This window comes from Streptomyces sp. MBT65, from assembly GCF_016612545.1.
In the GTDB taxonomy this organism is placed as follows: Bacteria; Actinomycetota; Actinomycetes; order Streptomycetales; family Streptomycetaceae; genus Streptomyces.
Window position 1 is genome coordinate 19,611 of record NZ_JAENRY010000039.1, and the last position, 24,085, is coordinate 43,695.

Sequence of the window (24,085 nt, forward strand, 5' to 3'; positions counted from 1 at the left end):
GCGATCCGTGAGCGACCGAGCCATGAACAACCGTTCCGTGAACCGTGAGAGCCAGGTCAGCCGCACCGCCGCCATGGCCCTGATGCTGCTCCTGGCGATCTACTTCCTGCTGCCGATCTACTTCCTGATCGTCGCCTCCACCAAGCCGCAGGGCGACCTCGCCGCCACCAACGGCCTGGCGTTCTCGCACTTCAACCTGTTCGAGAACCTGCGGGTCCTGTTCACCCGCAGCGACGGCATCTTCGGCCGCTGGGCCCTCAACACCGTGATCTACGCGGTACTCGGTGCGGCGGTCGGAACACTGATCTCCGCGCTGTGCGGCTACGCGCTCGCCAAGTTCCGGTTCCGTGGGCGGGAGTTCCTGTTCTCCGTCATCCTCGGCGGTGTCCTGGTCCCCACCACCGCTCTGGCGCTCCCGCTGTTCCTGCTGTTCTCGGCGACGGGCATCGTCAACACGTACTTCGCGGTGTTCCTGCCCAGCATCGTCAGCCCCTTCGGTGTCTATCTCGCGCGCATCTTCGCCAACGCGGCTGTTCCGCAGGAGCTGTTGGAGTCGGCGCGGCTGGACGGCGCCGGTGAGTTCCGCACGTTCTTCTCGGTGGCGTTCAAGCTGATGACGCCGTCGCTGGTGACGATCTTCCTGTTCCAGTTCGTGGCCATCTGGAACAACTTCTTCCTGCCGATGGTGATGCTGCAGAAGGAGTCCCTCTTCCCGATCACGCTCGGCCTCTACGAGTGGAACGGCCAGACCGCCCGCGCCCCGCTCCTTCAAGAGTCCGTCATCACCGGCTCATTGGTGTCGATCGTGCCCGTGATCATCCTGTTCATCCTGCTCCAGCGGTTCTGGCGCACCGGACTCGCCGCCGGTTCCCTCAAGTGACCGTCCCCGCACAGAAGGTGTCTCCCGCCATGACCGACTCCGCTGTCTTCGTGCCCCATTTCCACTGGGACCGGGAGTGGTACGAGCCTTTCCAGGTGTTCCGGCACCGGCTCGTCGCCGCCCTCGACACCGTGCTGGAGACGGCGGAGACGGACCCGGACTTCCGGTTCACCGTCGACGGCCAAATGGCCGCGATCGAGGACTACTTGGAGATGCGGCCGGAGAACCGCGACCGGGTCGCGGCCCTGGTCGCCGAGGGCCGGCTCGCGGTCGGGCCCTGGCTGATCCTGCTCGACGAGTTCCTCTGCTCCGGCGAGACCATCGTCCGTAATCTGCGCATGGGTTGGGCGGCCGCGGCCGAGCTGGGCGGCGCGATGCCGATCGGCTATCTGCCCGACATGTTCGGCCACATCGCGCAGATGCCGCAGATCCTGGCCCGCGCCGGCATCGAGCACGCGGCGCTGTGGCGCGGGGTGCCCGGCTCCGTCGCGGGCCACGCCTTCGACTGGCGGGCGCCGGACGGCTCCCAGGTGCGCACCGAGTTCCTCTTCGACGGCTACGACAACGGCCTCGACGTCCTCCTGATCCCCGAGCAGATCGGCCGCGCTCTGGGCGACTACGCGGAGATGACGGCCGAACGGTGGGGCGGCGACCCGGTGTTGGCGATGGCCGGCACCGACCACAACGCGCCCGATCCCCACCTCGCCTCCTGGCTGCGGCGGGCCTCCGGTGAGGGCCAGGCGATCACCGTCGCCACCCTCGACGAGTACCTCCGCAAGCACGTCCGTGACGAGGTGTCCGCCGTCGTCACCGGTGAGCTGCGCAGTCATGTGCGCGGCAACATCCTCCCGGGCGTGCTCTCGGTTCGGCTCGGACTCAAGCAGCGGATGGCGCTCGCGGAGCGCACCATCGACCACGCCGAGCGCATGAACGCACTGTGGTCCTGGCGCGACGACTCGCCGTTCCTGGACCTCGCCTGGCACAAGATCATCGAGTCGACGGCGCACGACTCGGTGGTCGGCTCCGGCACCGACGAGACCTGCGACCAGGTCGCCGCACGGCTCGCCGAAGCCGCGCAGACGGCGCGTGCCGTACGGGACGCGGCGCTCACCGGACCCGCCGCCCGGGTGCCGAGCGACGGCCATCTGGTCGCCAACCCGCTGCCGTTCGACCGCTCGGCGCTGGTCGAGGTGGACGTCGTGGCCCCGCCCGAGGGCAGCACGCTCGTCGCGACCGCCCCCGACGGGTCCACGGCCCCCGTGCAGTTGGTCTCCCAGGCGCCGACCGTCCTCAGCGACGAGCGCATGGACGCCTCGCGGCTCGAACGCGTCCTGCGCCGCATCCACCGCCGCGAACTCTTCGGCCGCCAGATCGACCACTACGAACTCACCCCCGGAGCCCTCGTCTTCCACCTCGCCGAGGTGCCGACCAGCGGCCCCTTCGACCTGCTGATCCTGCGCCGCGAGGTCGCCGCGGCGGCGGCCGATCACCCGGGTGAGTGGCGGGTGTCGACGCTGGAGGAGGCCCGGGCCACCGCACTCGTGCCCGTGCGCGTCCCCGCCTCCGGGCTGGCGTCCTTCCGGGTCGGGCCGAGCGACCGCGCCGACGGCGCCGTACCGTCGCACGCTCCGGCTACGGCGACGGACCGCACCCTCTCCAACGGGCTGGTCGAGGTCACGGTCGCCGCCGACGGCACCCTGGACGTCACCGGCTCCGACGGCACCGTGCTGTACGGAGTCGGGCGGCTCGTCGACGGCGGGGACCGGGGCGACAGCTACAACTACGCTCCTCCGGCTCACGACCTCCTCGTGTCGGAGCCGACGGAGGTCACCGTCGAGCCGGTCGAGAACGGTCCGTTGCGGGCGCGGCTGCGGGTCACCCGGGTCTACGCGTGGCCGGCCGCGCTCTCCGCCGACCGGGATGTGCGCGGCGAGCGGACCGTGCCGACGCTGGTGGAGACGCTCGTGGAGGTGCGCGCGGGCGAGCCGTTCGTGCGGGTGTCCACGTCCTTCCTCAACCAGTCCGCCGACCACCGGCTGCGCTTCCACGTACCGCTGCCCGAGCCGGTCACGAGCTCCGCGTCCGCCGGTCAATTCGCGGTCACCGAGCGCGGGTTGACCGCCGAGGGCGGCTGGGGCGAGTTTCCGCTGCCGACCTTCCCGGCCGACGCGTTCGTGTCGGCCGGTGCCGCCACCGTCCTGCTCGACCACTCAAGCGAGTACGAACTGGTCGGCGACGGCTCCGAACTCGCGATCACGCTGCTGCGCGCGATCGGCTCGATCAGTGTCAACATCCACCCCCTGCGCGACGAACCGGCGGCGAGCGAGATCCCCGTGCCCGGTGCGCAGGACCTCGGGATGCGGATCGAGAACCGGTTCGCCGTCGTCCCCTCGGCGAGCGCGACCGGCTGGCGCGGCGCGCACGCGGTCGCGCTCGCGGAGGAGTTCCGCGGCGACGTCCTGGTCGCCCGGGGAACCGCGCCCGCCGGGGCTCAACTGCCGCCCGACACGGCCGGGTTGCGGGTCGACGGGAAGGACGTCCTCGTCTCGGCCGTCCGCCGTGTCACCGACGACGAGCACGGATCCGGCACCGAGGTGCGGCTGACCGCGATGAGCGACGACGCGTCGACGACGGTCCGGGTGACGGGGCCGTTCACCGAGGCCGCCACCGTCGATCTGCTGGGCCGGACGATCTCCAGCTCCCGGGCCGAGGGCCAGCTCGAACTCGCCCTCGGTCCATGGGAGATCCACAGCCTCGTGCTCCGGTAGGCCGCCATGATCGAATGCAATACGCCCGTTCTGCTCTCACGAAAGCGTTGTGACCTCGTGCTTCCCGAGTTCTCCCCCCATGTTTCCGACCTCGCACCCGGCCGTGGCGCCCTGCGCCCGGCGCGCTCGTGGCTGCACTCCGACGCGAAGTCCCTATCTCTGAACGGGTCTTGGCGGTTCCGCCTGTCCCCCACGGCAACGGCTGCGGAGGACTTCACGGCCGAGGGCTTCGACGCCCAGGGCTGGGACAGCCTTCCGGTGCCCTCCCACTGGGTGCTGGAGGGCGATGGCGCGTACGGCCGCCCGATCTACACGAACATCCAGTTCCCGTTCCCGATCGACCCGCCGCACGTCCCGGACGAGAACCCGACCGGCGACTACCGCCGCACCTTCGACGTCCCCGCCGACTGGTCGGACGCCGAGCGGGTCGTGCTGCGCTTCGACGGTGTCGAGTCGCTGTTCCGCGTGTGGGTCAACGGCGTCGGGATCGGCGGCGCGAGCGGCAGCCGGCTCGCCCACGAATTCGATGTGACCGACGCCGTACGACCGGGCGAGAACGTCGTCGCCGTGCGGGTGCACCAGTGGTCGGCGGCCAGTTACGTCGAGGACCAGGACCAGTGGTGGCTGCCGGGCATCTTCCGCGATGTCACCCTGGTCGCCCGGCCGGCCGGGGGTATCGAGGACGTCTGGCTGCGCACGGGCTTCGACCACGGGCGCGGGCGGGTCGAGGCCGAGGTCGTCGCCGACGCCACGGCGTTCCCCGTCACCCTGCGCATCCCCGAGCTCGGCGTCGAGCAGGTCTGGGCGACGCCGGACGACGTGGCCCCCGTGGACCTCGCCGAGGTGGAGCCCTGGTCTGCCGAGCTGCCCCGCCTGTACGACGCCACGGTGTCGACGGCTGCGGAGACGATCACCCTGCGGGTGGGTTTCCGCACGGTCGAGATCCGCGGGGACCAGTTCCTGGTCAACGGCCGCCGGGTGGTGTTCCACGGGGTGAACCGGCACGAGACCCACCCCGAGCGCGGCCGTGTCTTCGACGAGGCGCACGCCCGCGAGGACCTCGCCCTCATGAAGCGGTTCAACGTGAACGCGATCCGCACCAGCCACTACCCGCCGCACCCCCGGCTGCTCGACCTCGCCGACGAACTCGGCTTCTGGGTGATCCTCGAATGCGATCTGGAGACGCACGGCTTCGACAAGGTCGGCTGGATCGGCAACCCCAGTGACGACCCGGCCTGGCGCGAGGCGTACCTCGACCGGATCCAGCGCACGGTCGAGCGGGACAAGAACCATCCCAGCATCGTGATCTGGTCGCTCGGCAACGAGGCCGGCACCGGCAGCAACCTCGCCGCGATGTCGGCGTGGGTGCACGCCCGCGACGCCGAACGCCCCGTGCACTACGAGGGCGACTACACAGGCGAGTACACCGACGTGTACTCCCGCATGTACGCGTCCGTGCTGGAGACCGAACAGATCGGCACCGACGGCTCCCGCGCCCCGCTGCTCAACTGCACGCCCGCGCAAGGCGCCCGGCAGCGCACCAAGCCGTTCCTGCTGTGCGAGTACGCGCACGCGATGGGCAACGGACCGGGCGCGTTCGACCAGTACGAGGCGCTGGTGCACGAACATCCGCGCCTGCACGGCGGTTTCGTCTGGGAGTGGCGCGACCACGGCATCCTGGCCACGACCCCGGACGGCACGCCGTACTACGCGTACGGCGGCGACTTCGGAGAGGTCGTCCATGACGGCAACTTCGTGATGGACGGCATGGTGTTGAGCGACGACGTGCCGACGCCGAGCCTGCACGAGTTCAAGGCCGTGGTCGCGCCGGTGCAGTTCGCCTTCGACGGCGACAAGGTCGCGGTCACCAACCTCCGGCATACGACCGACACGTCCGACCTGCGCTTCCGCTGGCGGGTCGAGCACGACGGAGTGCCGGTGGAATCAGGGGTGTTGGAGGTCCCCCTCGTCGCGGCGGGCGACTCGAGCCGGGTGTCGCTGCGGCCGGTCGCGGTGTCGCCGGACGCCGAGACCTGGCTGACGATCGACGCGGAGCTGGCGACCGCGACCGCCTGGGCACCCGAGGGTCATGTCGTCGCAACCGCCCAGCTGGACCGTTCGGTTCGCCGTCCGGTGCCCGCCGCCCGCGCCCGGTTCGACTGGCAGCCCGGCGACGGAACCCTCACGCTCGGTATCGCCGAGTTCGCCGGCGGATCTCTCGTACGGCTCGGCGAACGGGCAGTGGCCGGGCCGCGGTTGGAGCTGTTCCGGGCGCCGACCGACAACGACAAGGGCGCCTGGGGTGACGTCAAGGAGAGCGACGCGAACGTCGACGGAGTCTCCAACGCCGAGCTGTGGCTGCGCGACGGACTCGACCGGCTGACCTCGCGCCGGGTGTCCGTGGAGCAGAGCGCGGACGCGCTGCGCACGGTCGACAAGGTCGCGGCCGCCGACTCGGGACTGTCGGTGCTGGTGGAGTCCGTCTGGACGCGGGAGAGCGACGGCGAGGTGGAGCTGCGGGTGGAGATCCAGCCCTCGCACGGCTGGCGGACGGTGTGGCCGCGGATCGGGGTCCTCTTCGATCTGCCCGACGGCACGGCCCCGGTCGACGGCGCCGAGTGGTTCGGCCTGGGCCCGCTGGAGTCCTACCCCGACAGCATCCGGGCGGCCCGTACCGGCCGTTTCGCGTCCACCGTGGGTGACCTCTCGGTCGACTACGCGCGACCGCAGGAGACCGGTCATCGTTCCGAACTGCGCCGACTGGCGCTGACCAGCGGCGACACCGAAGTGCTGCACATCGTGGCGCTCCCCGACACGCACGGGCGCCGCCCCGGCTTCACGCTCGGCCGCCACACCCCGCAGGAGATCGCCCGGGCCGGGCACCCCTTCGAGCTGCCGGCGTCGACGACGAGCCGGCTCATCGTCGACGCCGCCCAGCACGGGCTCGGCTCCCGGGCCTGCGGTCCGGACGTGTGGCCCGCGTTCGCGCTGCGCCCGGAATCCCGGACGATCAGGCTCCGGATCACGGCACCGCGCTAGGTCGGCACCTCTGAGGGTGCGGTCTCGCACGGCGGGGACCGCACCCTCAGTATGGGAGGGGACGACTGCCGTCCCGGGGCGCCGCCCCTTACCGGGCGCCCCCTAGGGGAAGGAGCTCCCGATGCCCACCCTGCTCTCGGTGAATGTCGGCATGCCGAAGGACGTCCCCTGGCAGGGCAAGACCGTCTACACAGGTGTATGGAAATACCCGGTGATCGGCCCGGCCATGGTCCGGCGGCTCAACATCGACGGCGACGGCCAGGGTGACACCGCGGGCCACGGCGGCGAGCAGCGGGCCGTGCTCGTCTACCAGATCCAGTCGTACCGGCACTGGCAGCGGCACTTCGGCCGGGACGACCTCGGCTACGGCCAGTTCGGCGAGAACCTCACCGTGGACGGCCTGCTCGACGACGAGGTGTGCATCGGCGACCGGTACCGCATCGGGGAGGCCGAGTTCGAGGTCACCCAGCCGCGTGTCACCTGCTATCGCGTCGGCATGCGCTTCGGCGCCCCCGAGCTGGCCGCGCTGCTGGTGAGCCATCACCGTCCCGGGTTCTACATGCGGGTCGTACGGGAGGGCCGGGTGCAGGCCGGCGACCGGATCGTACGGACCAGGACCGGTCCGGGCGAACTGAGCGTGGCCGCCACCGACGCGCTGCTCTACCTCCCTGGTCGCGAACCCGCCCAGCTGCGCCTCGCCCTGGACATCCCCGCGCTGAGCCCCGGCTGGCAGGGCTCGTTCCGTGAGCTGCTCGCCGCGGCCGACGGTCCGCAGCCCGCGGCCCGCCCGGCCTGGGCCGGTTTCCGCACTCTGCGGGTGACGGACGTGATCCCCGAGACCACGACGGTCACCTCCATCCGGCTGACCGCCCCGGACGACTCCCCGCTCCCGGCCGCCCGCGCGGGCCAGTACCTGACCCTGCGCGTTCCCACGGCGACCGGACCCGCCCCCGTGCGCAGCTACTCGCTGTCCGCCGCACCCGACGCCGGCAGCTACCGGATCAGCGTCAAACACGAGCCCCACGGCACCGCGAGCGGCTATCTGACCACGCGGCTACGGCCCGGCGCCGTTCTCGAAGTCGCCGCGCCCCGTGGGGAGTTCGTGTACGCCGAGGGCAGCGGACCGGTGCTCCTCATCTCCGCCGGCATCGGTCTCACGCCGGTGCTGTCCATGTTGCACGCGCTCGCGGCGCAGGGCAGCAAGCGTGCGGTCTGGTGGATCCACGGCGCGCGCGGTCCCCGGGAACACCCCCTCGCGGCCGAGGCACACGAGCTGCTCGCCGCGCTGCCGGACGCGCAGGAACACGTGTTCTATAGCGCGGCCACGCCCGAGGAACGGCAGCGCGCCCACGCCGCCCCGGGCCGCCTCACGAGGGAGCGCCTGCTCGCGCTGTCGGTCCCGGCCGACGCGACCGCGTACATCTGCGGCCCGGCCCCCTTCATGGCCGACATGCGGCAGGCCCTCACCGAGGCCGGCCTCGACCCGGCGCACATCCACACCGAGCTGTTCGGAACCCTGGACGCCATCAACCCCGGCCTCACCGACCGTCCCGCCCGGGCGCCTCACCGGCCACCGGGCCCGCCTGGAACGGGCCCGCTGGTGACCTTCGCGCGCAGCGGTATCGCCGTACCGTTCGACGACGGCGACCGCAGTGTGCTCGAACTCGCCGACGCCTGCGACGTACCCACCCGCTGGAGCTGCCGCACGGGCGTCTGCCACACGTGCGTCACGCCCCTGTTGTCGGGCACGATCGCCTACTCCCCCGATCCGCTGGAGCCACCGGCCGAGGGCGAGATCCTGATCTGCTGCGCCCGCCCGGACACGGACATCGTCCTGGACATGTGAGTCCGACGCGTCGCCCGCGCCTCGCCCGACTAGGTCAACTGCCCTGCCCCCGCCGCCCATTCGTGCGTCGGCAGCTCAAGGAGCCGCTCGATCCGGGCGCTGTCCGGCAGCGGGCCGTGATCGGCGGTCACCTTGAGTGCCGAAGTCGCCGTGATGTGCCCCAGCCGCAGCGCCCGCTCCATGCCCTCGCCCCGCAGCAGCCCGGCCAGGACTCCGGCGGCGAACGCGTCGCCCGCGCCCACGGGTTCCACCACGTCCGTGTCCAGCGCGGGCACGATCCGAATGCCCTCGTCGCCGAAGGCGATGGCCGAACGGCCGCCGTCCTTGACGACGAGGAGCCGCGGACGTGGCAACAGCCCCCGTACGTCCGCCGGCTCGAGGTCAGCGCCCCAGAGATCCCGCGCCTCGTCGAGGCCCACGAAGGTGATGTCGGCCCGGTCGGCGAGATCGCGCAGCACGGTGGCGGCCCTGCCGGGCGGCCACAGCGCGGGGCGGTGGTTGACGTCGAAGCTGATGGCGTACGGCCGTTCACCGGCCGGCACGGCGAGTGCCTCGGCGACCAGGCTCAGGCAGGACGGGGACAACGCCGGTGTCACACCGGTGAGATGGAGGACGGAGGCCGATCCCAGCCTGTCGTCGTCGAGTACGTCGGGGCCCATCGCGGAAGCCGCCGAGTTGCCGCGGTAGTAGTGGACGCGGGTCCGCGAACCGTCCGGCTCCTTCACCAGCAGACCCGTCGGCCGCTCCGGATCGCGGCGCACCCCGCTGACATCGACACCGGCCGCGCCCACCTCCGCGAGCACACGCCGCCCGAGCGGGTCGTCGCCCACGGCCGAGAGCCAGGAGACGGGGACCCCCAGATCCGCCAGATACATGGCCACGTTCGACTCGGCCCCGGCCACCGACACCCGCAGATCGTCGGCGCTCTCCAGCGACGAGGACGGAGCGGGCGCCAGCGCCGCCATGGTCTCCCCGATGCACACGACCGGGCCTTCGGGCGGCTGCCAGCCGTTGCTCATGACGCCTCCCCGTCGGACGCCGTGTTCCGTACGCCGGTTCGTACGACGGCGAGGAAGGCGCGGGCCCGGTCGCGCAGCGCGGTCAGGTCGCCGCCGTCGGCCGCGTCGCCGACCAGCGGTGAGCCGACGCCGACGGCGGTCGCTCCGGCGTCCAGGTACGCCCGGGCGGCCACCGCGTCGACACCGCCCACCGGCACGAACACCTCGTGCGGGAACGGGCCGCGCAGCGCCTTCAGATACGCGGGTCCGCCCGCTTCGGCGGCCGGGAAGATCTTCAGCGCGGCGGCACCGAAGGAGCGTGCGGCGAGGATCTCGGTCGGGGTCAACACCCCGGCCAGCACCGGCAGTTCGAGCCGGTTGGCCTCACGGATGCCGTCGCCCAGTGCGGGGGTGACGGCGAAGTCGGCACCGGCCCGCCGGGCGGCGCGGGCGTCCTCGACGGTGAGGACGGTACCGGCGCCGAGCGGCCGGTCGGGGCCGAGTTCCTTGCGGGCGCGCTCGATGACGGAGAGGGCGTCAGCGCCGGTCAGGGACACCTCGATGAGTTCGACGCCCTCTTCGGCGAGGGTGAGGACGGTGCGCACGGAGGCTTCGGGATCGGTGCCGCGGACGACGGCGACAAGGCGGTGGGCGGCCAGGGCCGCTCGGAGATCCATGTGACGAATTCCCTTCCTGTACAGGTCGGTTCAGGCACAGCGGCAGTGCGTGGTCAGCGTCAGCCGCCACCGTGTCTCGCCCGACGCGGGTACCCGGGCGGCATCACCGGGGCCCGCTTCGGCGAGGTCGAAGACGCGGCCGAGCATCGGTTCGACGCCCGTGCTGCGGTAGGGGTGCGGGGCGGGATAGCCGCCCAGGTTGCGCCAGAGCGCGATGGACAGGGGCTGCCCGTCGGCCTCGAGGGCGAACGAGAGCCGGTCGGCCCGGTCGTGGACGCAGCACTGGGCAGCGTCCACGACGGCTCCTACGGCGGTGCCGTCGTCGGGCCCGAAGCGGTCCAGGCGCAGCCCGCACGGCGCGGGCCAGTCGCCTTCCACCCAAGGGGCATCTGTCGGCCACTCCCTGTCCAGCAGCGGCGTCGCCTCGGGAAAGAGCCGGGTGCGGGCTCCGCCGTCGATGTGCACGAGCGCACGGTCGGAGAGGTCGAGCAGGGCGTGCGCGGCCCAGACGAAGCGGAAGCCCGGGTCGGCCGTCAGGACGTAGTCGGCCACGGCTCCGTCGGTGATGGCACGCACCGTGCGCGTCAGGCCGAAGCGGTCGCAGCGAAGGACATCCGCGCCCGCCTCCCTCGCCCAGAGCCGCGACCAGGCGTCACCGTGATCCGGGATGCCCCGGACCGTGGGGACGCACTCCTCCAGTCCGCCCGCGTCCGCGAAGGCGTCCCCCGGTACGGCCTTCTCCCGCTCCGGTGCCTCACGTCTCCACAGCCATTCGCGCCCCGCCGCCCGCATGGAGGTCCAACGCCCGCCGTGCGCACGGTCGATAACGATGTCCAACGGCACGGTCACCACTCCGCGAAGGAGCCGTCGGGGTGCCGCCACACGGGGTTGCGCCAGGCGTGACCGGTGCGGTCGGCGGCGCGTACGGCGGTTTCGTCGATCGTGATGCCGAGGCCGGGGGCGTCACCGCGCACGGCATGCCCGTCGACGAACCGGAACGGCGCCGGGTCGACGAGGTAGGACAGCAGATCGGCGTCCTTGTTGTAGTGGATGCCCCGACTCTGCTCCTGGATGAGGAAGTTGGGGGTGGCGAAGGCGACCTGGAGGCTGGCCGCGAGCGCGATCGGGCCGAGCGGGCAGTGCGGGGCGAGCTGGGCGCCGTAGGCCTCCGCGAGGGAGGCGATGCGGCGTACCTCCGAGATGCCTCCGGCGTGGGACAGGTCGGGCTGGACGACGGCGATGCCCGCGGTGAGCGGGGGGAGGAACTCGGCGCGTCCGTAAAGGCGTTCACCGGTGGCGAGGGGGATCGGGCTCGACTCGACCAGGCTCGCCAGCAGATGGCCGTGCTCGGGCAGGACGGGTTCCTCGACGAACAGCGGGTGCAGCGGGGCGAGTTCGGCCAGGACGCGGCGGGCGGCGGGGGCGGTGAAGCGGCCGTGGCAGTCGACGGCGACATCGCGGTCCGGGCCGAGTGCCTCGCGGGCGGCGGCCACGCGGGCGACGATCGCGGCGGTCCCGGCGGGGGTGGGGATCGGTGAGGTCGCTCCGGCGGCGTTCATCTTCACCGCGCTGAAACCCGCCTCGACCTGGGCGGCTATCTGTTCGCGGAGCTGGGCGGGTTCGTCGCCGCCGACCCAGGCGTAGACCCGGACGCGGTCGCGCACGGGACCGCCGAGCAGGGCGTGCACGGGGGGCGCCGTACGTCTTCCCGGCGATGTCCCACAAGGCCTGGTCGAGGCCGGCGACGGCGCTGGAGAGGATCGGGCCGCCCCGGTAGAAGCCGCCCTTGGACATGACCTGCCAGTGGTCCTCGATCCGCAACGGGTCCTGGCCCACGAGGTGTTCGGCCAGGACGTCGACGGCGGCGCGGACGACCTCGGCGCGTCCTTCGACGACCGGTTCGCCCCAGCCGATCACCCCGTCGTCGGTCTCGACACGGCAGAACAGCCAGCGGGGCGGGACGAGGAAGGTCTCGACACGGGTGATCTTCACTGAGACCGGGAGCCTTCCGTTTCTTCGGAGTCCGCCGTGGAGTCCGTTGCGGAGTCCTCGGCGTCGTCGAGGCGGTCCAGGTCGCGGCCGGCCTGGTCGAGCAGGGCGCGCATCGCGGCCTCGGCGGCCTGCGGGTCCCGCTCGCGTACGGCGTCCAGTACGGCGCGGTGGGCCGGGACGGGGTCCTCGCTGTGCGGGGCGCTGTGCACGATGCGGTCGCGGTGGGCGAGGCCGGACTCGATCACCATCTCCATGCGTTCGAGGAGTTCGTTGTGGGTGGCGGCGAGCAGGGCGCGGTGGAAGGCGAGGTCGGCCTCGACGGCGTGGGCGGCGTCGCCGCCCTCCTCCCCCATCGCGTCGAGGGCGCCGTCCAGGGCGACCAGGTCCGCGTCGGTGCGGCGCTGCGCGGCCAGCCGTACGGCGGCGGGTTCGATGATGGCGCGGACCTCGGCGAGGTTGTGCAGCAGCGCCCGGTCGGACTCGGAGGTGGACGCGCCCTCGAACTGCCAGCGCAGCACGTCGGCGTCGAGCAGGTTCCACTCGGCGCGGGGGCGCACGAAGGTGCCGCGGCGCTGCCGGGCGTCGACCATCCCCTTGGCCGCGAGCACCTTCAGCGACTCGCGCAGCGCGGTCAGGCTCACGTCCAACTCGCTCTGCAGCGCCACGAGATCGAGCGTGGCCCCTTCGGCGATCTCGCCGCCCAGGATGCGGCGGGCGAGGACTTCCACGGTCTGGCCGTGGACGCCGCGTCGGGCATAGGGCGTCATGTCGTACAGCCTTTCTGCTGGTTGGGGAGCGTGGTCATGCGGAGGCCTTGACGACGCTCCAGCCGCCGTCCACCACGAGACTCGTCCCGGTGATGAAGGCGGCTTCGTCGGCGCTGAGGAACGCGATGGCCGCGGCCACTTCCTCGGGTGAGCCGAAGCGACGCAGGGCCGTCTCGGCGATGCTGCGTTCCCTCTCCTCGGGCGGTACCCGGTCCCAGGCCGCGGTCAGTATCGGTCCCGGTACGACGGCGTTGACCCGCACAACAGGCCCGTATTCGACGGCGAGTTGGCCGCACAGGGAGAGCAGCGCGCCCTTGGCGGCGGCATAGGCGGGATGCCCGGGAATGCCCTTGTGCGCGTGCACGGACGAGGTCAGCACCACGGCGCCCCGGCGCTCCTCCAGATCGGGCAGGACCGCCCGGAAGCCGAGGAAGCTGCCGGTCAGATTGACGTCGAGCTGCCGCTGCCAGGACGGCAGGGTCATCGCGTGCGCGGGCGTGACGTCGACGGTGAACGCGTTGCTGACGAGGACGTCGACGGGCCCGAAGGCGTGCGCGGCGCCGACGATGCGCGCCCAGTCGTCCTCGGTCGCGACATCGGCGGCCACGAACCGGGCCCGCCCGCCAACCTTCCCGATCCGCTCCGCCACCGCCTCGCCCCGCTCCTCGGCGATGTCGGCGAGCACGACGGCGGCACCCTCCTCGGCGAGGCGTACGGCCGTGGCGGCGCCGATTCCCGAAGCCGCTCCGGTGATCACGGCCGTGCGCCCGGTGAAGCGGGTGCCGTGCCGTCGTACGGGCTGGTCCATCGTGGGGTTCGACTCCTTCGCGCGTCAGGGCTTGCTGGAAACATAAGGGGCTCACTCGCGCACGAGCACGACCAGGTCCGCGTCATGATCGGCACTCCAGGCGAACGGCAGACCGTAGTGCAGCAGATGCGCTCCGCCGTACGACGTCCCGCTCGCCGTGTCCCGGTAGCGGGCCGCCGGTTCGAGGCCCCGCAACCGCAGCCGGGCCGGACGCCCCGGCACGAGCGGCGCGCCGTCGAGCCGCCCGGTGCTCAGCGCGGCCACGACGGTACGGTCCCCGGCGTCGTACTGCACCCCACAGCTCGGCTCCTCCGGTGTGCCGAGGAGCCGCGCCTCACCATGGTGGATCACATCCCGCACCTCCTTGTACCGGGCGATCCACTCGGCGGCCTCGGCCCGCCGCTCCGGCGTCCAGGTACGCAGGTCGGCGCCGATGCCCAGCACTCCGCACAGGGCGTTGACGAAGCGGAAGGCGAGACTGCGCGGACGCGGATCGAAGACTCCGGGCGCGTCGGTGACCCAGGAAGAGGGGGCTACCGGCGTCACGGCGACGACTGTGGCGCGGGACCGAAACCCTGTCAATATTAATTCCTAATTTATTAGAACGCCGCATCAGGGGTTGACACAGCTTCCCTCGCGTCCCAGCCTTTGGCAACGTTGTCAGTGCCGCCGGTTTTTGATGGGACTTCACGCTCATGACAGATCAGTCGAGTTCACCGCACCTGTCACGCCGCTCCTTCGTCAGCACGGGTTCCGGCCTGCTGGCAGGCTTCGGACTCGGATTCCCGCAGCCCGCGTCGGCTGCCCCCACCACTCCTGGTGAACTCGCCCTCCACCGCCCCGTGTCGGTCTCCTCGACGGCCTACGCGCCCACCCCGGGTTCGTTCGTGGTGGACCGGCTCGCCGCCCCCGGGGTGCGCGGCAGTGGCTGGCGGGCGGCGGCGGGCGACCCGCAGTGGATCTCGATCGACCTCCAGGCCGCGTGCGAGGTCACGTCGATCCGCCTCACCTTCGAAGGCGACGCGAACGACCCGGTGTTCACCCCGCCCACCTCCGGCAACCCGGCCGACGGCACAACAGGGCAGGAGATCCAGTCCAGTTACTCGGTCGAGTACGTCGTCGAGACATCGACCGACCACACCTCCTGGACCGCCGTGCACCGCACCACGGCGGGCACCGGCGGAGTGGTGACCATTCAGCCCGCGCGCCCGGTCACCGCACGCTGGATACGACTGACCTCGACGCGGCGCTCCAGCCCCAACCCCCTCGGCCTGAACGGCTTCGAGGTCTACGGCACCGTCAAGGGCCACCGGCCGGCGGCCACCGGCTGGACGGACTGGGGCACCCACTCCGGGCCCGCGCCCAAGCTGGCGGTGGCCAACGACGGCACGGTCCCGGTGGAGTCCGGCTGGCGGCTGACGCTCGACGACTGGGCAGGCGCCGACGGCACCGGCCTGTCCAAGACGTCCGTCGACACCAGCAGTTGGCTGCCGGCCACCGTTCCGGGCACGGTGCTCGGCTCGCTCGTGGACCGGGGCAAGCTCCCCGACCCCGTCGCCGGGCTCAACAACCTCCACATCCCCGAGGCCCTGTCCCGTCATTCCTGGTGGTACAAGCGGGACTTCGAGCTGCCGCGCGGTCTGCGCACCGGGCCCGGACGCCGGACCTGGCTGGAGTTCGACGGCATCAACCACACGGCCGACATCTGGCTCAACGGCCACCACGTGGGCGGTCTGACGTACGCCTTCGCGCGCTCGGCCCACGACGTGACCGAGCTGCTCGCGAGGGACACCGCGAACGCGCTCGCGGTGAGGATCACACCCATGCCCGTACCCGGCAGCCCCGGCGACAAGGGTCCGGCCGGCGAGTCCTGGGTGGACGCGGGCGCCAACCAGATGAACCTCAACTCCCCCACCTACCTGGCCTCTTCGGGCTGGGACTGGATGCCGGCGGTACGCGACCGGGCCGCCGGCATCTGGAACCACGTCCGGCTGAGGTCGACCGGCCAGGTCGTGATCGGCGATCCGCGGGTCGACACCGTGCTGCCGGACCTGCCCCAGGTGTCGGTCGCCGAAGTGACGATCGTCGTCCCGGTCCGCAACGCCGACACCACCGACCACCGCACGACGGTCTCCGCCGCCTTCGACGACGTGCGGGTCAGCAGGGCCGTCACCGTGCCGGCGGGCAGGAGCGTCGACGTCACCTTCGCGCCCGCCGACTTCGCTCAACTGCGGCTGCGCAACCCGACGTTGTGGTGGCCCAACGGGCTGGGCGACCCGGCCCTCCACCGGCTCACCCTGGTCGCGACGCTCGACGGCGCCGAGAGCGACCGCCGCACGACCCGCTTCGGCATCCGTCAGTTCGGCTACGAGTACGAGGTACCGCTGCCGTTCGCCAACTCCGGCGACGCATATACCCAGTCGGTGACCTTCGACCGGCAACAGGCCCGATACGTGCGCGTCAAGTGCCTGACCAGAGCGTCCGGTTGGGGCTATTCCCTGTGGACCCTGGCCGTACGCGACAGTGCTCGTGCCTCTGTCGACCTCGCCCTGCACGCGCAGGCCGACGCGTCGAGCACGGACGGGGACGATCACGGCGCGGGCAACGTGACCGACGGCGATCCCGGGACCCGCTGGTCCTCGGCCTACGAGGACGACCAGTGGATCCGGATCGACCTGGGGTCGACGCAGTCATTCGACGGGGTCGACCTGGTGTGGGAACAGGCGTACGCGAAGAGCTACTTGGTGCAGGTCTCCGCCGACAACGCCACCTGGACCGATGCCGCGGCGGTGGACAACGGCGCGTTGCCGCTGCCCTTCGGCAACGGCAACGCCAGCCTCCAGAGGGAGGACTTCGCTCCCCGGACGGCGCGTTATGTCCGTATCAACTGCGGTCTGCGCAACACCAGTTGGGGCAACTCCCTGTGGTCCCTGGGCATCATCGACAGCACCGCGCCCGGCACCGACCTCGCTCTGCGTCGTACGACGACCGCCTCCACCGAGGATCCCGACCACCCGGCGGCGCACGCCACGGACGGTGATCCGGGCACCCGTTGGTCGTCCGCCTACGAGGACCACCAGTGGATCCAGGTCGACCTCGGGGCCCCGAAGAGCTTCGACCGGGTCGTCGTCCTGTGGGAGTCGGCCTATCCGAAGACCTATGTGATCCAGGTGTCGGACGACGCGGACACCTGGACGGACGTGAAGTCGGTGTCCAACACGCCCGATCCGTTGAAGATCAGCGTGAACGGGGTGCGCGTCTTCGCCCGGGGCGGCAACTGGGGCTGGGACGAACTGCTGCGCCGGATGCCGCCGGAGCGGATGGACGCGGCCGTACGGATGCACCGCGACATGAACTTCACCATGATCCGCAACTGGGTGGGCACGTCCGACCGGGAGGAGTTCTTCGCCGCCTGCGACGAGCACGGAATCCTGGTGTGGAACGATTTTCCCAACGCGTGGGGCATGGACCCGCCGGACCACGAGGCCTTCAACTCGATCGCGCGGGACACCGTCCTGCGCTACCGCATCCACCCCAGCGTGGTCATCTGGTGCGGAGCCAACGAGGGCAATCCACCGGCCGCCATCGACCAGGGCATGCGCGAGGCGGTGGAGGGACAGGCGCCCGGCATCCTCTACCAGAACAACTCGGCCGGCGGCATCATCACCGGCGGCGGACCGTACGGCTGGGTGGAGCCGGAGAAGTACTTCGACCCGTCCACGTACGGCAGCAAGGACTTCGGCTTCCACACCGAGATCGGGATGCCCGTCGTCTCCACGGCCGCCAGCACGCGCAACATGACGGGCGACGAGCCCGAGTGGCCGATCCGGGGCGCCTGGTACTACCACGACTGGAGCGAGCGCGGGAACCAGGCACCGCAGAACTACAAGGCGGCCGTAGAAGCGCGCCTCGGAGCGGTCACCGGACTGGACGACTTCGCCCGCAAGGCCCAGTTCGTCAACTACGAGAACACGCGCGCCATGTTCGAGGCCTGGAACGCGAACCTGTGGGACAACGCCAGCGGTCTGATGCTGTGGATGTCCCACCCCGCGTGGCACAGCACGGTCTGGCAGACCTACGACTACGACTTCGACGTCAACGGCACGTACTACGGCGCCCGTTCGGCCTGCGAGCCGCTGCATGTGCAGGCCGATCCGGCGGGGCGGGTGCTCGCCGTGAACCACACCCGGGAGGGTCTGAGGAACGCTGTCGTGTCGGCCCAGTTGCTCGACCTGTCCGGTCGTCGGCTCGGCGCGAGCAGGAGTGCCCGGGTGGATGTGGCACCGGCCGCGACCGCGGAGGCGTTCACGGCGGCCTGGACAGACGGCCTGCCGGATCTGCATCTGCTGCGTCTGACATTGGAGGGCGGTGACGGCCGGGTCCTGTCGCGCAACACCTACTGGCGTTATCGCACGCCGGACGCCATGCGCGCGTTGAGCGGCGCGCCGCGGACCAAGGTGTCCGCGACGGTCGGACGCCTGTCCCGCTCCGGAGACCGGACCCGACTCAGCGCCACCGTGCGCAATCAGGGTCCGGCCGTCGCCGCCATGGTCCGGCTCTCCCTGAAGGACGGCTCGACCGGCGACCGGGTGCTGCCGACGCTGTACAGCCACAACTACCTGTGGCTGCTGCCCGGCGAGGCCCAGGCCGTCACCCTGTCCTGGCCGAGCCGGGCCCTGTCCTCAGGCCGTGCGGTCCTGGAGGTGGAGGCGTACAACAGCCGCCCCTCCAAGGCGAGTTCCTAGGAACCGGTAGTTCCCCGACGACCAGTGGTCTGGGAACCGGTCGTCGGGGAACCGGTGGTTCAGGAGGCCTCCACCGCCGTCTTGATGCGCTGCCCGAACGCGGGCGCGTCCTTGCGTGCCGCACCCAGCGCGAAGCCCACGAGCAGTTTTCCGATGCCGTGGCCTTCGAGGACGTTGAAGATCCTCACCTTGGTCGTGCCCGGACCGGTGGCTTCGAGGTCGTAGCCGCCTTGGTCCGCCGTCACGATGTTCTTGGAGGTCTCCGTCCAGCGGATGCGGTGGGGTGCCTCGTACTCGGTGATCCGGAAGGTCCGGCCCGTCTTCATGCCGGCGTCCTTGACCGTGCTCGTGAAGACGGTGCCCACGGCCGTCGGGCCCTGCGGGGTCTTGGTGATCTCCTGGACCCGGGGGCTGAACTTCGGGTCGTTCGTGCCCTCGGCGAGGAAGGCGAAGACCTCCTCGACGGGGCGGTCGATCTCGGCTGTCGCCTCGAACTGTCCGGCCACGATTCCTCCTGTGCCACGGTGGGAGTACTGGCTGGGTGCGCGCTGATGGGCCGAGCGTCCCCAGTTTATCGGCGCGGCCGCGCCCGTGCTCCCTGTCGGCGGCGGCGCCGGTTCCAGGGCACTGAAACCACGGTGAAACCGAGCTGAAGGCCCCTTGCCGCACGCTCTGCTGCATGACGACAACGACCCATGAACTCGCGATCTCGGCCACCGGGCTGCGCAAGGCCTACGGGGACAAGGCGGTGCTCGACGGCATCGACCTGGCCGTGCCGGCCGGCACCGTCTTCTCCCTGCTCGGTCCGAACGGCGCCGGCAAGACCACCGCTGTCAAGATCCTCTCCACGCTGATCACCGCCGACGCCGGCGAGCTGCGGGTCGGCGGTCACGACCTGGCCACCGACGGACAGGCCGTAAGGGCCTCGATCGGTGTCACCGGACAGTTCTCCGCCGTCGACGGGCTGATCACCGGCGAGGAGAACATGCTTCTGCTGGCGGACCTGCACCACCTGCCCAAGCGGGAGGGACGGCGGGTCGCCGCCGAACTGCTGGAGCGCTTCGACCTCACCGAGGCCGCGAAGAAGCCCGCGTCCACCTACTCCGGCGGGATGAAGCGCCGCCTCGACCTCGCCATGACCCTGGTCGGCGACCCGCGGATCATCTTCCTCGACGAACCGACCACCGGTCTCGACCCGCGCAGCCGGCACACCATGTGGGGCATCATCCGGGAGCTGGTCTCCGGCGGTACGACCGTCTTCCTCACCACCCAGTACCTGGACGAGGCCGATGAACTCGCCGACCGCATCGCGGTGTTGAGCGACGGCAAGCTCGTCGCCGAGGGCAGCGCCGAGGAGCTGAAGCGGCTCGTACCCGGCGGGCACGTACGGCTGCGGTTCACCGACCCGGACGCCTACCAGTCGGCGGCGGTGGCCCTGCGCGAGGTCACCCGGTTCGACGAGACGCTCTCGCTGCAGATCCCCAGCGGCGGCAGCCAGCGCGAGCTGCGCTCCATCCTCGACTGGCTCGACGCCGCCGACATCGAGGCGGACGAGCTGACCGTGCACACCCCCGACCTCGACGACGTGTTCTTCGCCCTGACCGGCGGCAGCAAGGTCCCCGGCCAGTCCACCAAGCCCAGCCAGCCCAAGGAGAACGTCCGATGAGCAGCCTCTCCCTCGCCGTCCGCGACTCGTCCACGATGCTGCGCCGCAACCTGCTGCACGCGCGCCGCTACCCGTCCCTCACCCTGAACCTGCTGCTCACGCCGATCATGCTGTTGCTGCTCTTCGTCTACATCTTCGGCGATGTGCTGAGCACGGGCATCGGCGGCGCCGACCGCTCCGACTACGTCGCGTACCTCGTCCCGGGCATCCTGATGATGACCATCGGCGGCACCGTGATCGGGACCGCGGTGTCGGTCGCCACCGACATGAACGAGGGCATCATCGCCCGCTTCCGGACACTGGCGATCCACCGCGGTTCCGTGCTCGTCGGGCATGTCGTCGCCAGTGTGATCCAGTGCGTCGCCAGCGTGGTCCTGGTCGGCGCCGTCGCCGTGGCCATCGGTTTCCGGTCCACGGACGCCACGGCGCTGGAGTGGCTGGCGGCGTTCGGGCTGCTCGCGCTGTTCTCCCTGGCGCTCACCTGGATCGCGGTCGGGATGGGCATGGTCAGCCCGAGCGCCGAGGCGGCCGCCAACAGCGCCCAGCCGCTGATCCTCCTCCCCCTCATCTCCAGCGCCTTCATCCCGGCCGACACCATGCCGGGCTGGTTCCAGCCGATCGCCGAGTACCAGCCCTTCACCCCGGCCATCGAGACCCTGCGCGGCCTGCTGCTCGGCACCGAGATCGGCAACAACTGGTGGATCGCGCTGGCCTGGTGCGTCGGACTGACCGTGCTCGGCTACTTCTGGTCCACGGCCTCCTTCAACCGCGACCCGAAGTAGCCGCCATGACAGCGCGGGCCGCCTCCCGCAACTCGTCCCGCCCCAGGGCGGCGTACTCCGACACAGCGTCGGCGTACGCCGCCCTGTCGGCGTCCTCGGCCGCCCGCCGGGCTAGGTCCGCCGACATCGTCGGCTGGAACTCCCGCAGCACGCCCAGCCGTTCGGCCAGCGCGATCATCCGTACGGCGGAACTGTCGCCGTCGGCGAGCCCCACCGTGCCCAGGGCGTGCAACATCGTTCCGTACAAGGGGAGTTCGGAGGGCGGGCCGTACGGCTGCGCCAGCAGGCCGCGCAGGTGCCGGCGCAGCCGGTCGATCACCTCCGCCACCAGCGCGTGCCGGCCGGCCCGCGCGTGGGCGGTCACCGCCACCGACTGCACCATGAACGCCCAGGCGTCCAGCGGGAGTTCGTCGCCGTGCGGCGAGGGCGCCGCGAGCATGCGCTCCACCGCGCCGCGCCACAGGCCGAGTCCGACCTCCGTCAGTCCGCGGGCGAGCGCGATCTCGGCGCGCCCGCCGAGATCGGGCCGGTAGAAGTCGTCCTCCGACGGGGTGTTGTCGCTCTCCGCCTGCCGCAGCCAGTACTCCGCCTCGTCGGCGTCGCCGCGCTGCAGACAGGCGAGGACGAGGAGCGAGCGGACGCCGATGTGGTCGTGCCCGTCACCGAGCCGCGGCAGGACGGCGAGCGAGGCCTTGAGATGGACGTACGCCTCCTCGCCCCGCCCGGTCCGCAGGCACAACTCGCTCAGCCGGGAGTGCACCATGAGCTGCACCGACGGATTGTCGACCCGCGCCAGCCCGACGACCGTCCGCCGGGCGGAGACCAGCGCGCGCTCGATGTCGTGCTCGAACTCCCAGACGTAGCAGGCGACGCACTCGGCGATGCCGGAGAGCAGCGCGTCCTCGCCGCCCGCGCCCTCGCTGAGTCCGCGCAGCACGTCGTAGTCGGGCGGTCTGATCTCGGGGATCGCGCTCAGCACGATCGCGGCGGCACGCATCAGCGTGTCCGGCGGGGCCGCCGGCAGCCGCCGGAGCGTGACGAGTTGGCGCACGGCACGCGGGCCCGGGCCCATGAAGACGGTCGCCGTCCCCAACACCGCGGCGGTGCGGGCGACTTCGACGTAGTCGGGCGACGGGTGGTAGTGCGAGAGCGTCGGGCCGGTGTCCGCGGTGAGGGCCATGAGGCGGGAGTAGTCGGTGCCGGTGGACCACAGGCTGCCCAGGGCGGCGGTGAGGGCGGCGGTCGCGGGCTGGTCCGTACGGGCCAGGGCATGCCGCAGGGCCGTCACGAGGTTGTCCTGCTCGGCCTTGATCCGCTCCCAGGCGGCCTGCGAGTCCGAACCGAACAGCACGTCGTGATGCGCGACCCCGAAGTCCCGCGCCCAGAACAGGAATTGGTCTACGGCCGTCTCGTCCTCGCCCGCCTCGGTGCGCCGGGCCGCGCTGAACTCCCGTACGGTCTCCAGCATCCGGAACCGCACACCGGCCGGGGTGTCGGCGACGGTGAGCAGGGACTGGTCGGCCAACTGCTCCAGCAGGAGCAGCGCGTCCTCGCCGAGGACCTGCTCGGCGGCCTCGCCGGAGAAGCCGCCAGGGAAGACCGACAGCGTGCGCAGTGCCGCCCTGGCGTCCTCGGCGAGCAGGTTCCAGCTCCACTCGACGACCGCGTGCAGGGTGCGGTGGCGCTCGGGCACGTCCCGGGCCCCGCCGCGCAGCAGCGCGAAGCGGTCGCCGAGGCGGCGGGCGATGTCGGGAACCGACAGGACGCGTACCCGTGCGGCCGCCAGCTCCACGGCGAGCGGCAGCCCGTCGAGGTGGCGGCACAGCTCGGCCACCGCGTCCGGCGGCAGCTCCACACCGCTTCTGGCGGCCCGGGCCCGCTGGGTGAACAGCTCGACGGAGACGGCGAGTCCGAGTTCCGGGAGCGCGTACACGGCCTCCGAGGTGAGGCCCAGCGGGGACCGGCTGGTGGTGAGCACCCTGAGATCCTTGGAGGAGGAGACCAGTGCCTGGACGAGGTCGGCGGCGCCCCGGATCACCTGCTCGCAGTTGTCGAGAACCAACAGCGCGGGCCCGGAGCCGAGCACGCCGAGGATGCCGGACACCGGGTCCCCGGAGGCAGGTCCGCCGAGGGCTCCGGCACCGAGCGCGGAGGCGACCTCGGCGGCCACGTCCGCGTCCTCGGTGACGCCGGCGAGGGGCACGAAGTACACCACGCGCTGTGCGGCCCGGCGGCTGACGGCGTGCGCGAGCCGGGTCTTGCCGAGGCCGCCGGGGCCGACGACGGTGACGGCGCGGGAGCCGCGCAACAGCCGTTCCACCGCCGCGATGTCCTCGTCGCGGCCGAGCAAGGGGTTCGGCTCGTGCGGCACCCCGTGCCGGGCCACCGGCGCCTCGCCGCGCAGCAACTCCTGTTGTACGGCCTTGAGTCCGGCGCCCGGGTCGGTGCCGAGTTCGTCGCGCAGCTCGCGGCGGTACGCCTCGTACCGGGTCAGCGCGGCGGACGGGCCCGCCGTGGCCGCCTCGCCGCGCAACAGCTCGCCCAGCACCTCCTCGTCGCGCGGATGCGCGGCGGCGGCCACGGCCAGTGGACCGGCGGCCTCCGCGTGCCGTCCGAGACGGGCGAAGGCGAGCGCCTGCGCGCGGACGAGCGCCTCACGGACGGGGGCGCGCTCGGCGCGCAGCGCGGCCACGGGGTCGTCGGAGTCGCCGCCCTGGTCGGGGGTGCCTTCCCACAGCGCGAGTCCGGCCTGGGCGGCGGCCAGCGATCCCGCGTGGTCCCCGGCCCTGGCCCGGTCCGCGCTCGCGGCGGCGTGCAGCAGCAGGGCGGAGCTGTCGACCTGGTCCTCGGCGAGGGCGAGCCGGTATCCGGTCGGTGTGCTGGCGATGAGGTCCGCGCCCAGTTGTGACCGAGCCCGGGACACGAGGACCTGGAGCGCCTTCCCGGGCCGCTCCGGCAGTTCGTCCGGCCACAGCCCCTCCACCAGCCGCTCGACACTGCACCCGGTGCGCAGGTCGCCCGCGAGCAACGCGAGGAGGCCGCGCAGCCGGGGTGCGGTGACCTCCTGTCTTCGGCAGACGACACGCGGCAGCAGGGTCAGGTCAATGGTCACCGGTG

At 71.7% G+C, this 24,085-nt stretch carries 14 protein-coding genes and 2 pseudogenes; 7 read left to right on the forward strand and 9 right to left on the reverse strand.

Annotation, left to right across the window (positions count from 1 at the left end; genetic code table 11):
* Positions 1 to 22 precede the first annotated feature (22 nt).
* From JHN63_RS11680 to JHN63_RS11695, 4 genes are all read left to right on the forward strand, one after another.
* A complete protein-coding gene (locus JHN63_RS11680; RefSeq protein ID WP_200679531.1) occupies positions 23 to 880 on the forward strand; it encodes a carbohydrate ABC transporter permease in 858 nt (285 codons plus the stop codon).
* A gap of 29 nt (positions 881 to 909) precedes the next feature.
* Entirely contained in the window at positions 910 to 3,648 is a 2,739-nt protein-coding gene (locus JHN63_RS11685; RefSeq protein ID WP_200679454.1) for a glycoside hydrolase family 38 C-terminal domain-containing protein, read from the forward strand.
* Between the two features lie 57 nt (positions 3,649 to 3,705).
* Positions 3,706 to 6,687, forward strand: a complete 2,982-nt coding sequence (locus JHN63_RS11690; protein ID WP_200679455.1) for a glycoside hydrolase family 2 TIM barrel-domain containing protein — start codon at positions 3,706 to 3,708, stop codon at positions 6,685 to 6,687.
* Between the two features lie 121 nt (positions 6,688 to 6,808).
* Positions 6,809 to 8,533 (forward strand): MOSC and FAD-binding oxidoreductase domain-containing protein, encoded by a 1,725-nt coding sequence (locus JHN63_RS11695; protein WP_200679456.1) that lies wholly within the window; start codon positions 6,809 to 6,811, stop codon positions 8,531 to 8,533.
* 29 nt (positions 8,534 to 8,562) lie between these two features.
* Here JHN63_RS11695 and JHN63_RS11700 read toward each other — a convergent pair whose 3' ends face one another.
* From JHN63_RS11700 to JHN63_RS11730, 7 genes and pseudogenes are all read right to left on the reverse strand, one after another.
* Positions 8,563 to 9,552 carry a sugar kinase gene (locus JHN63_RS11700; RefSeq protein WP_200679457.1) on the reverse strand — a complete coding sequence of 330 codons (990 nt, stop codon included), beginning with the start codon at positions 9,550 to 9,552 and terminating at the stop codon, positions 8,563 to 8,565.
* Complete coding sequence (locus JHN63_RS11705; RefSeq protein WP_200679458.1) at positions 9,549 to 10,208, reverse strand: bifunctional 4-hydroxy-2-oxoglutarate aldolase/2-dehydro-3-deoxy-phosphogluconate aldolase; 660 nt, start codon at positions 10,206 to 10,208, stop codon at positions 9,549 to 9,551. Before JHN63_RS11705 ends, JHN63_RS11700 begins: the two co-directional genes overlap by 4 nt.
* A gap of 30 nt (positions 10,209 to 10,238) precedes the next feature.
* Entirely contained in the window at positions 10,239 to 11,057 is an 819-nt protein-coding gene (locus JHN63_RS11710; RefSeq protein WP_200679460.1) for a hypothetical protein, read from the reverse strand.
* Positions 11,054 to 12,200, reverse strand: a pseudogene (dgoD, locus tag JHN63_RS11715) (galactonate dehydratase). The gene JHN63_RS11710 and the pseudogene dgoD overlap by 4 nt, the downstream one beginning before the upstream one ends.
* Positions 12,197 to 12,967, reverse strand: a complete 771-nt coding sequence (locus JHN63_RS11720; RefSeq protein ID WP_200679462.1) for a FadR/GntR family transcriptional regulator — start codon at positions 12,965 to 12,967, stop codon at positions 12,197 to 12,199. Before JHN63_RS11720 ends, dgoD begins: the two are co-directional and overlap by 4 nt.
* Positions 12,968 to 13,001: 34 nt before the next feature.
* Entirely contained in the window at positions 13,002 to 13,775 is a 774-nt protein-coding gene (locus JHN63_RS11725; RefSeq protein WP_200679464.1) for an SDR family NAD(P)-dependent oxidoreductase, read from the reverse strand.
* Positions 13,776 to 13,826: 51 nt separating this feature from the next.
* Positions 13,827 to 14,309 (reverse strand): annotated as a pseudogene (locus JHN63_RS11730) (GH36 C-terminal domain-containing protein); the annotation flags it as partial.
* 161 nt (positions 14,310 to 14,470) lie between these two features.
* Between JHN63_RS11730 and JHN63_RS11735 the strand changes: the two are divergent.
* The gene (locus tag JHN63_RS11735; RefSeq protein WP_200679465.1) at positions 14,471 to 18,520 is read left to right on the forward strand and encodes a discoidin domain-containing protein; all 4,050 of its coding nucleotides are present in this window, start codon (positions 14,471 to 14,473) and stop codon (positions 18,518 to 18,520) included.
* Between the two features lie 59 nt (positions 18,521 to 18,579).
* On the opposite strand, the gene JHN63_RS11740 is transcribed toward JHN63_RS11735, so the two are convergent.
* Complete coding sequence (locus JHN63_RS11740; RefSeq protein ID WP_200679466.1) at positions 18,580 to 19,026, reverse strand: SRPBCC family protein; 447 nt, start codon at positions 19,024 to 19,026, stop codon at positions 18,580 to 18,582.
* Positions 19,027 to 19,199: 173 nt separating this feature from the next.
* Between JHN63_RS11740 and JHN63_RS11745 the strand changes: the two genes are divergently transcribed.
* Together JHN63_RS11745 and JHN63_RS11750 are read left to right on the forward strand one after the other, a co-directional pair.
* Positions 19,200 to 20,186 carry an ATP-binding cassette domain-containing protein gene (locus tag JHN63_RS11745; RefSeq protein ID WP_200679467.1) on the forward strand — a complete coding sequence of 329 codons (987 nt, stop codon included), beginning with the start codon at positions 19,200 to 19,202 and terminating at the stop codon, positions 20,184 to 20,186.
* Complete coding sequence (locus tag JHN63_RS11750) at positions 20,183 to 20,968, forward strand: ABC transporter permease (RefSeq protein ID WP_200679468.1); 786 nt, start codon at positions 20,183 to 20,185, stop codon at positions 20,966 to 20,968. Before JHN63_RS11745 ends, JHN63_RS11750 begins: the two co-directional genes overlap by 4 nt.
* Here the strand turns inward: JHN63_RS11750 and JHN63_RS11755 are convergent.
* A complete protein-coding gene (locus JHN63_RS11755) occupies positions 20,949 to 24,080 on the reverse strand; it encodes a BTAD domain-containing putative transcriptional regulator (protein ID WP_200679469.1) in 3,132 nt (1,043 codons plus the stop codon). The two genes, JHN63_RS11750 and JHN63_RS11755, sit on opposite strands and share 20 nt — an antisense overlap.
* Between the last annotated feature and the right edge of the window lie 5 nt (positions 24,081 to 24,085).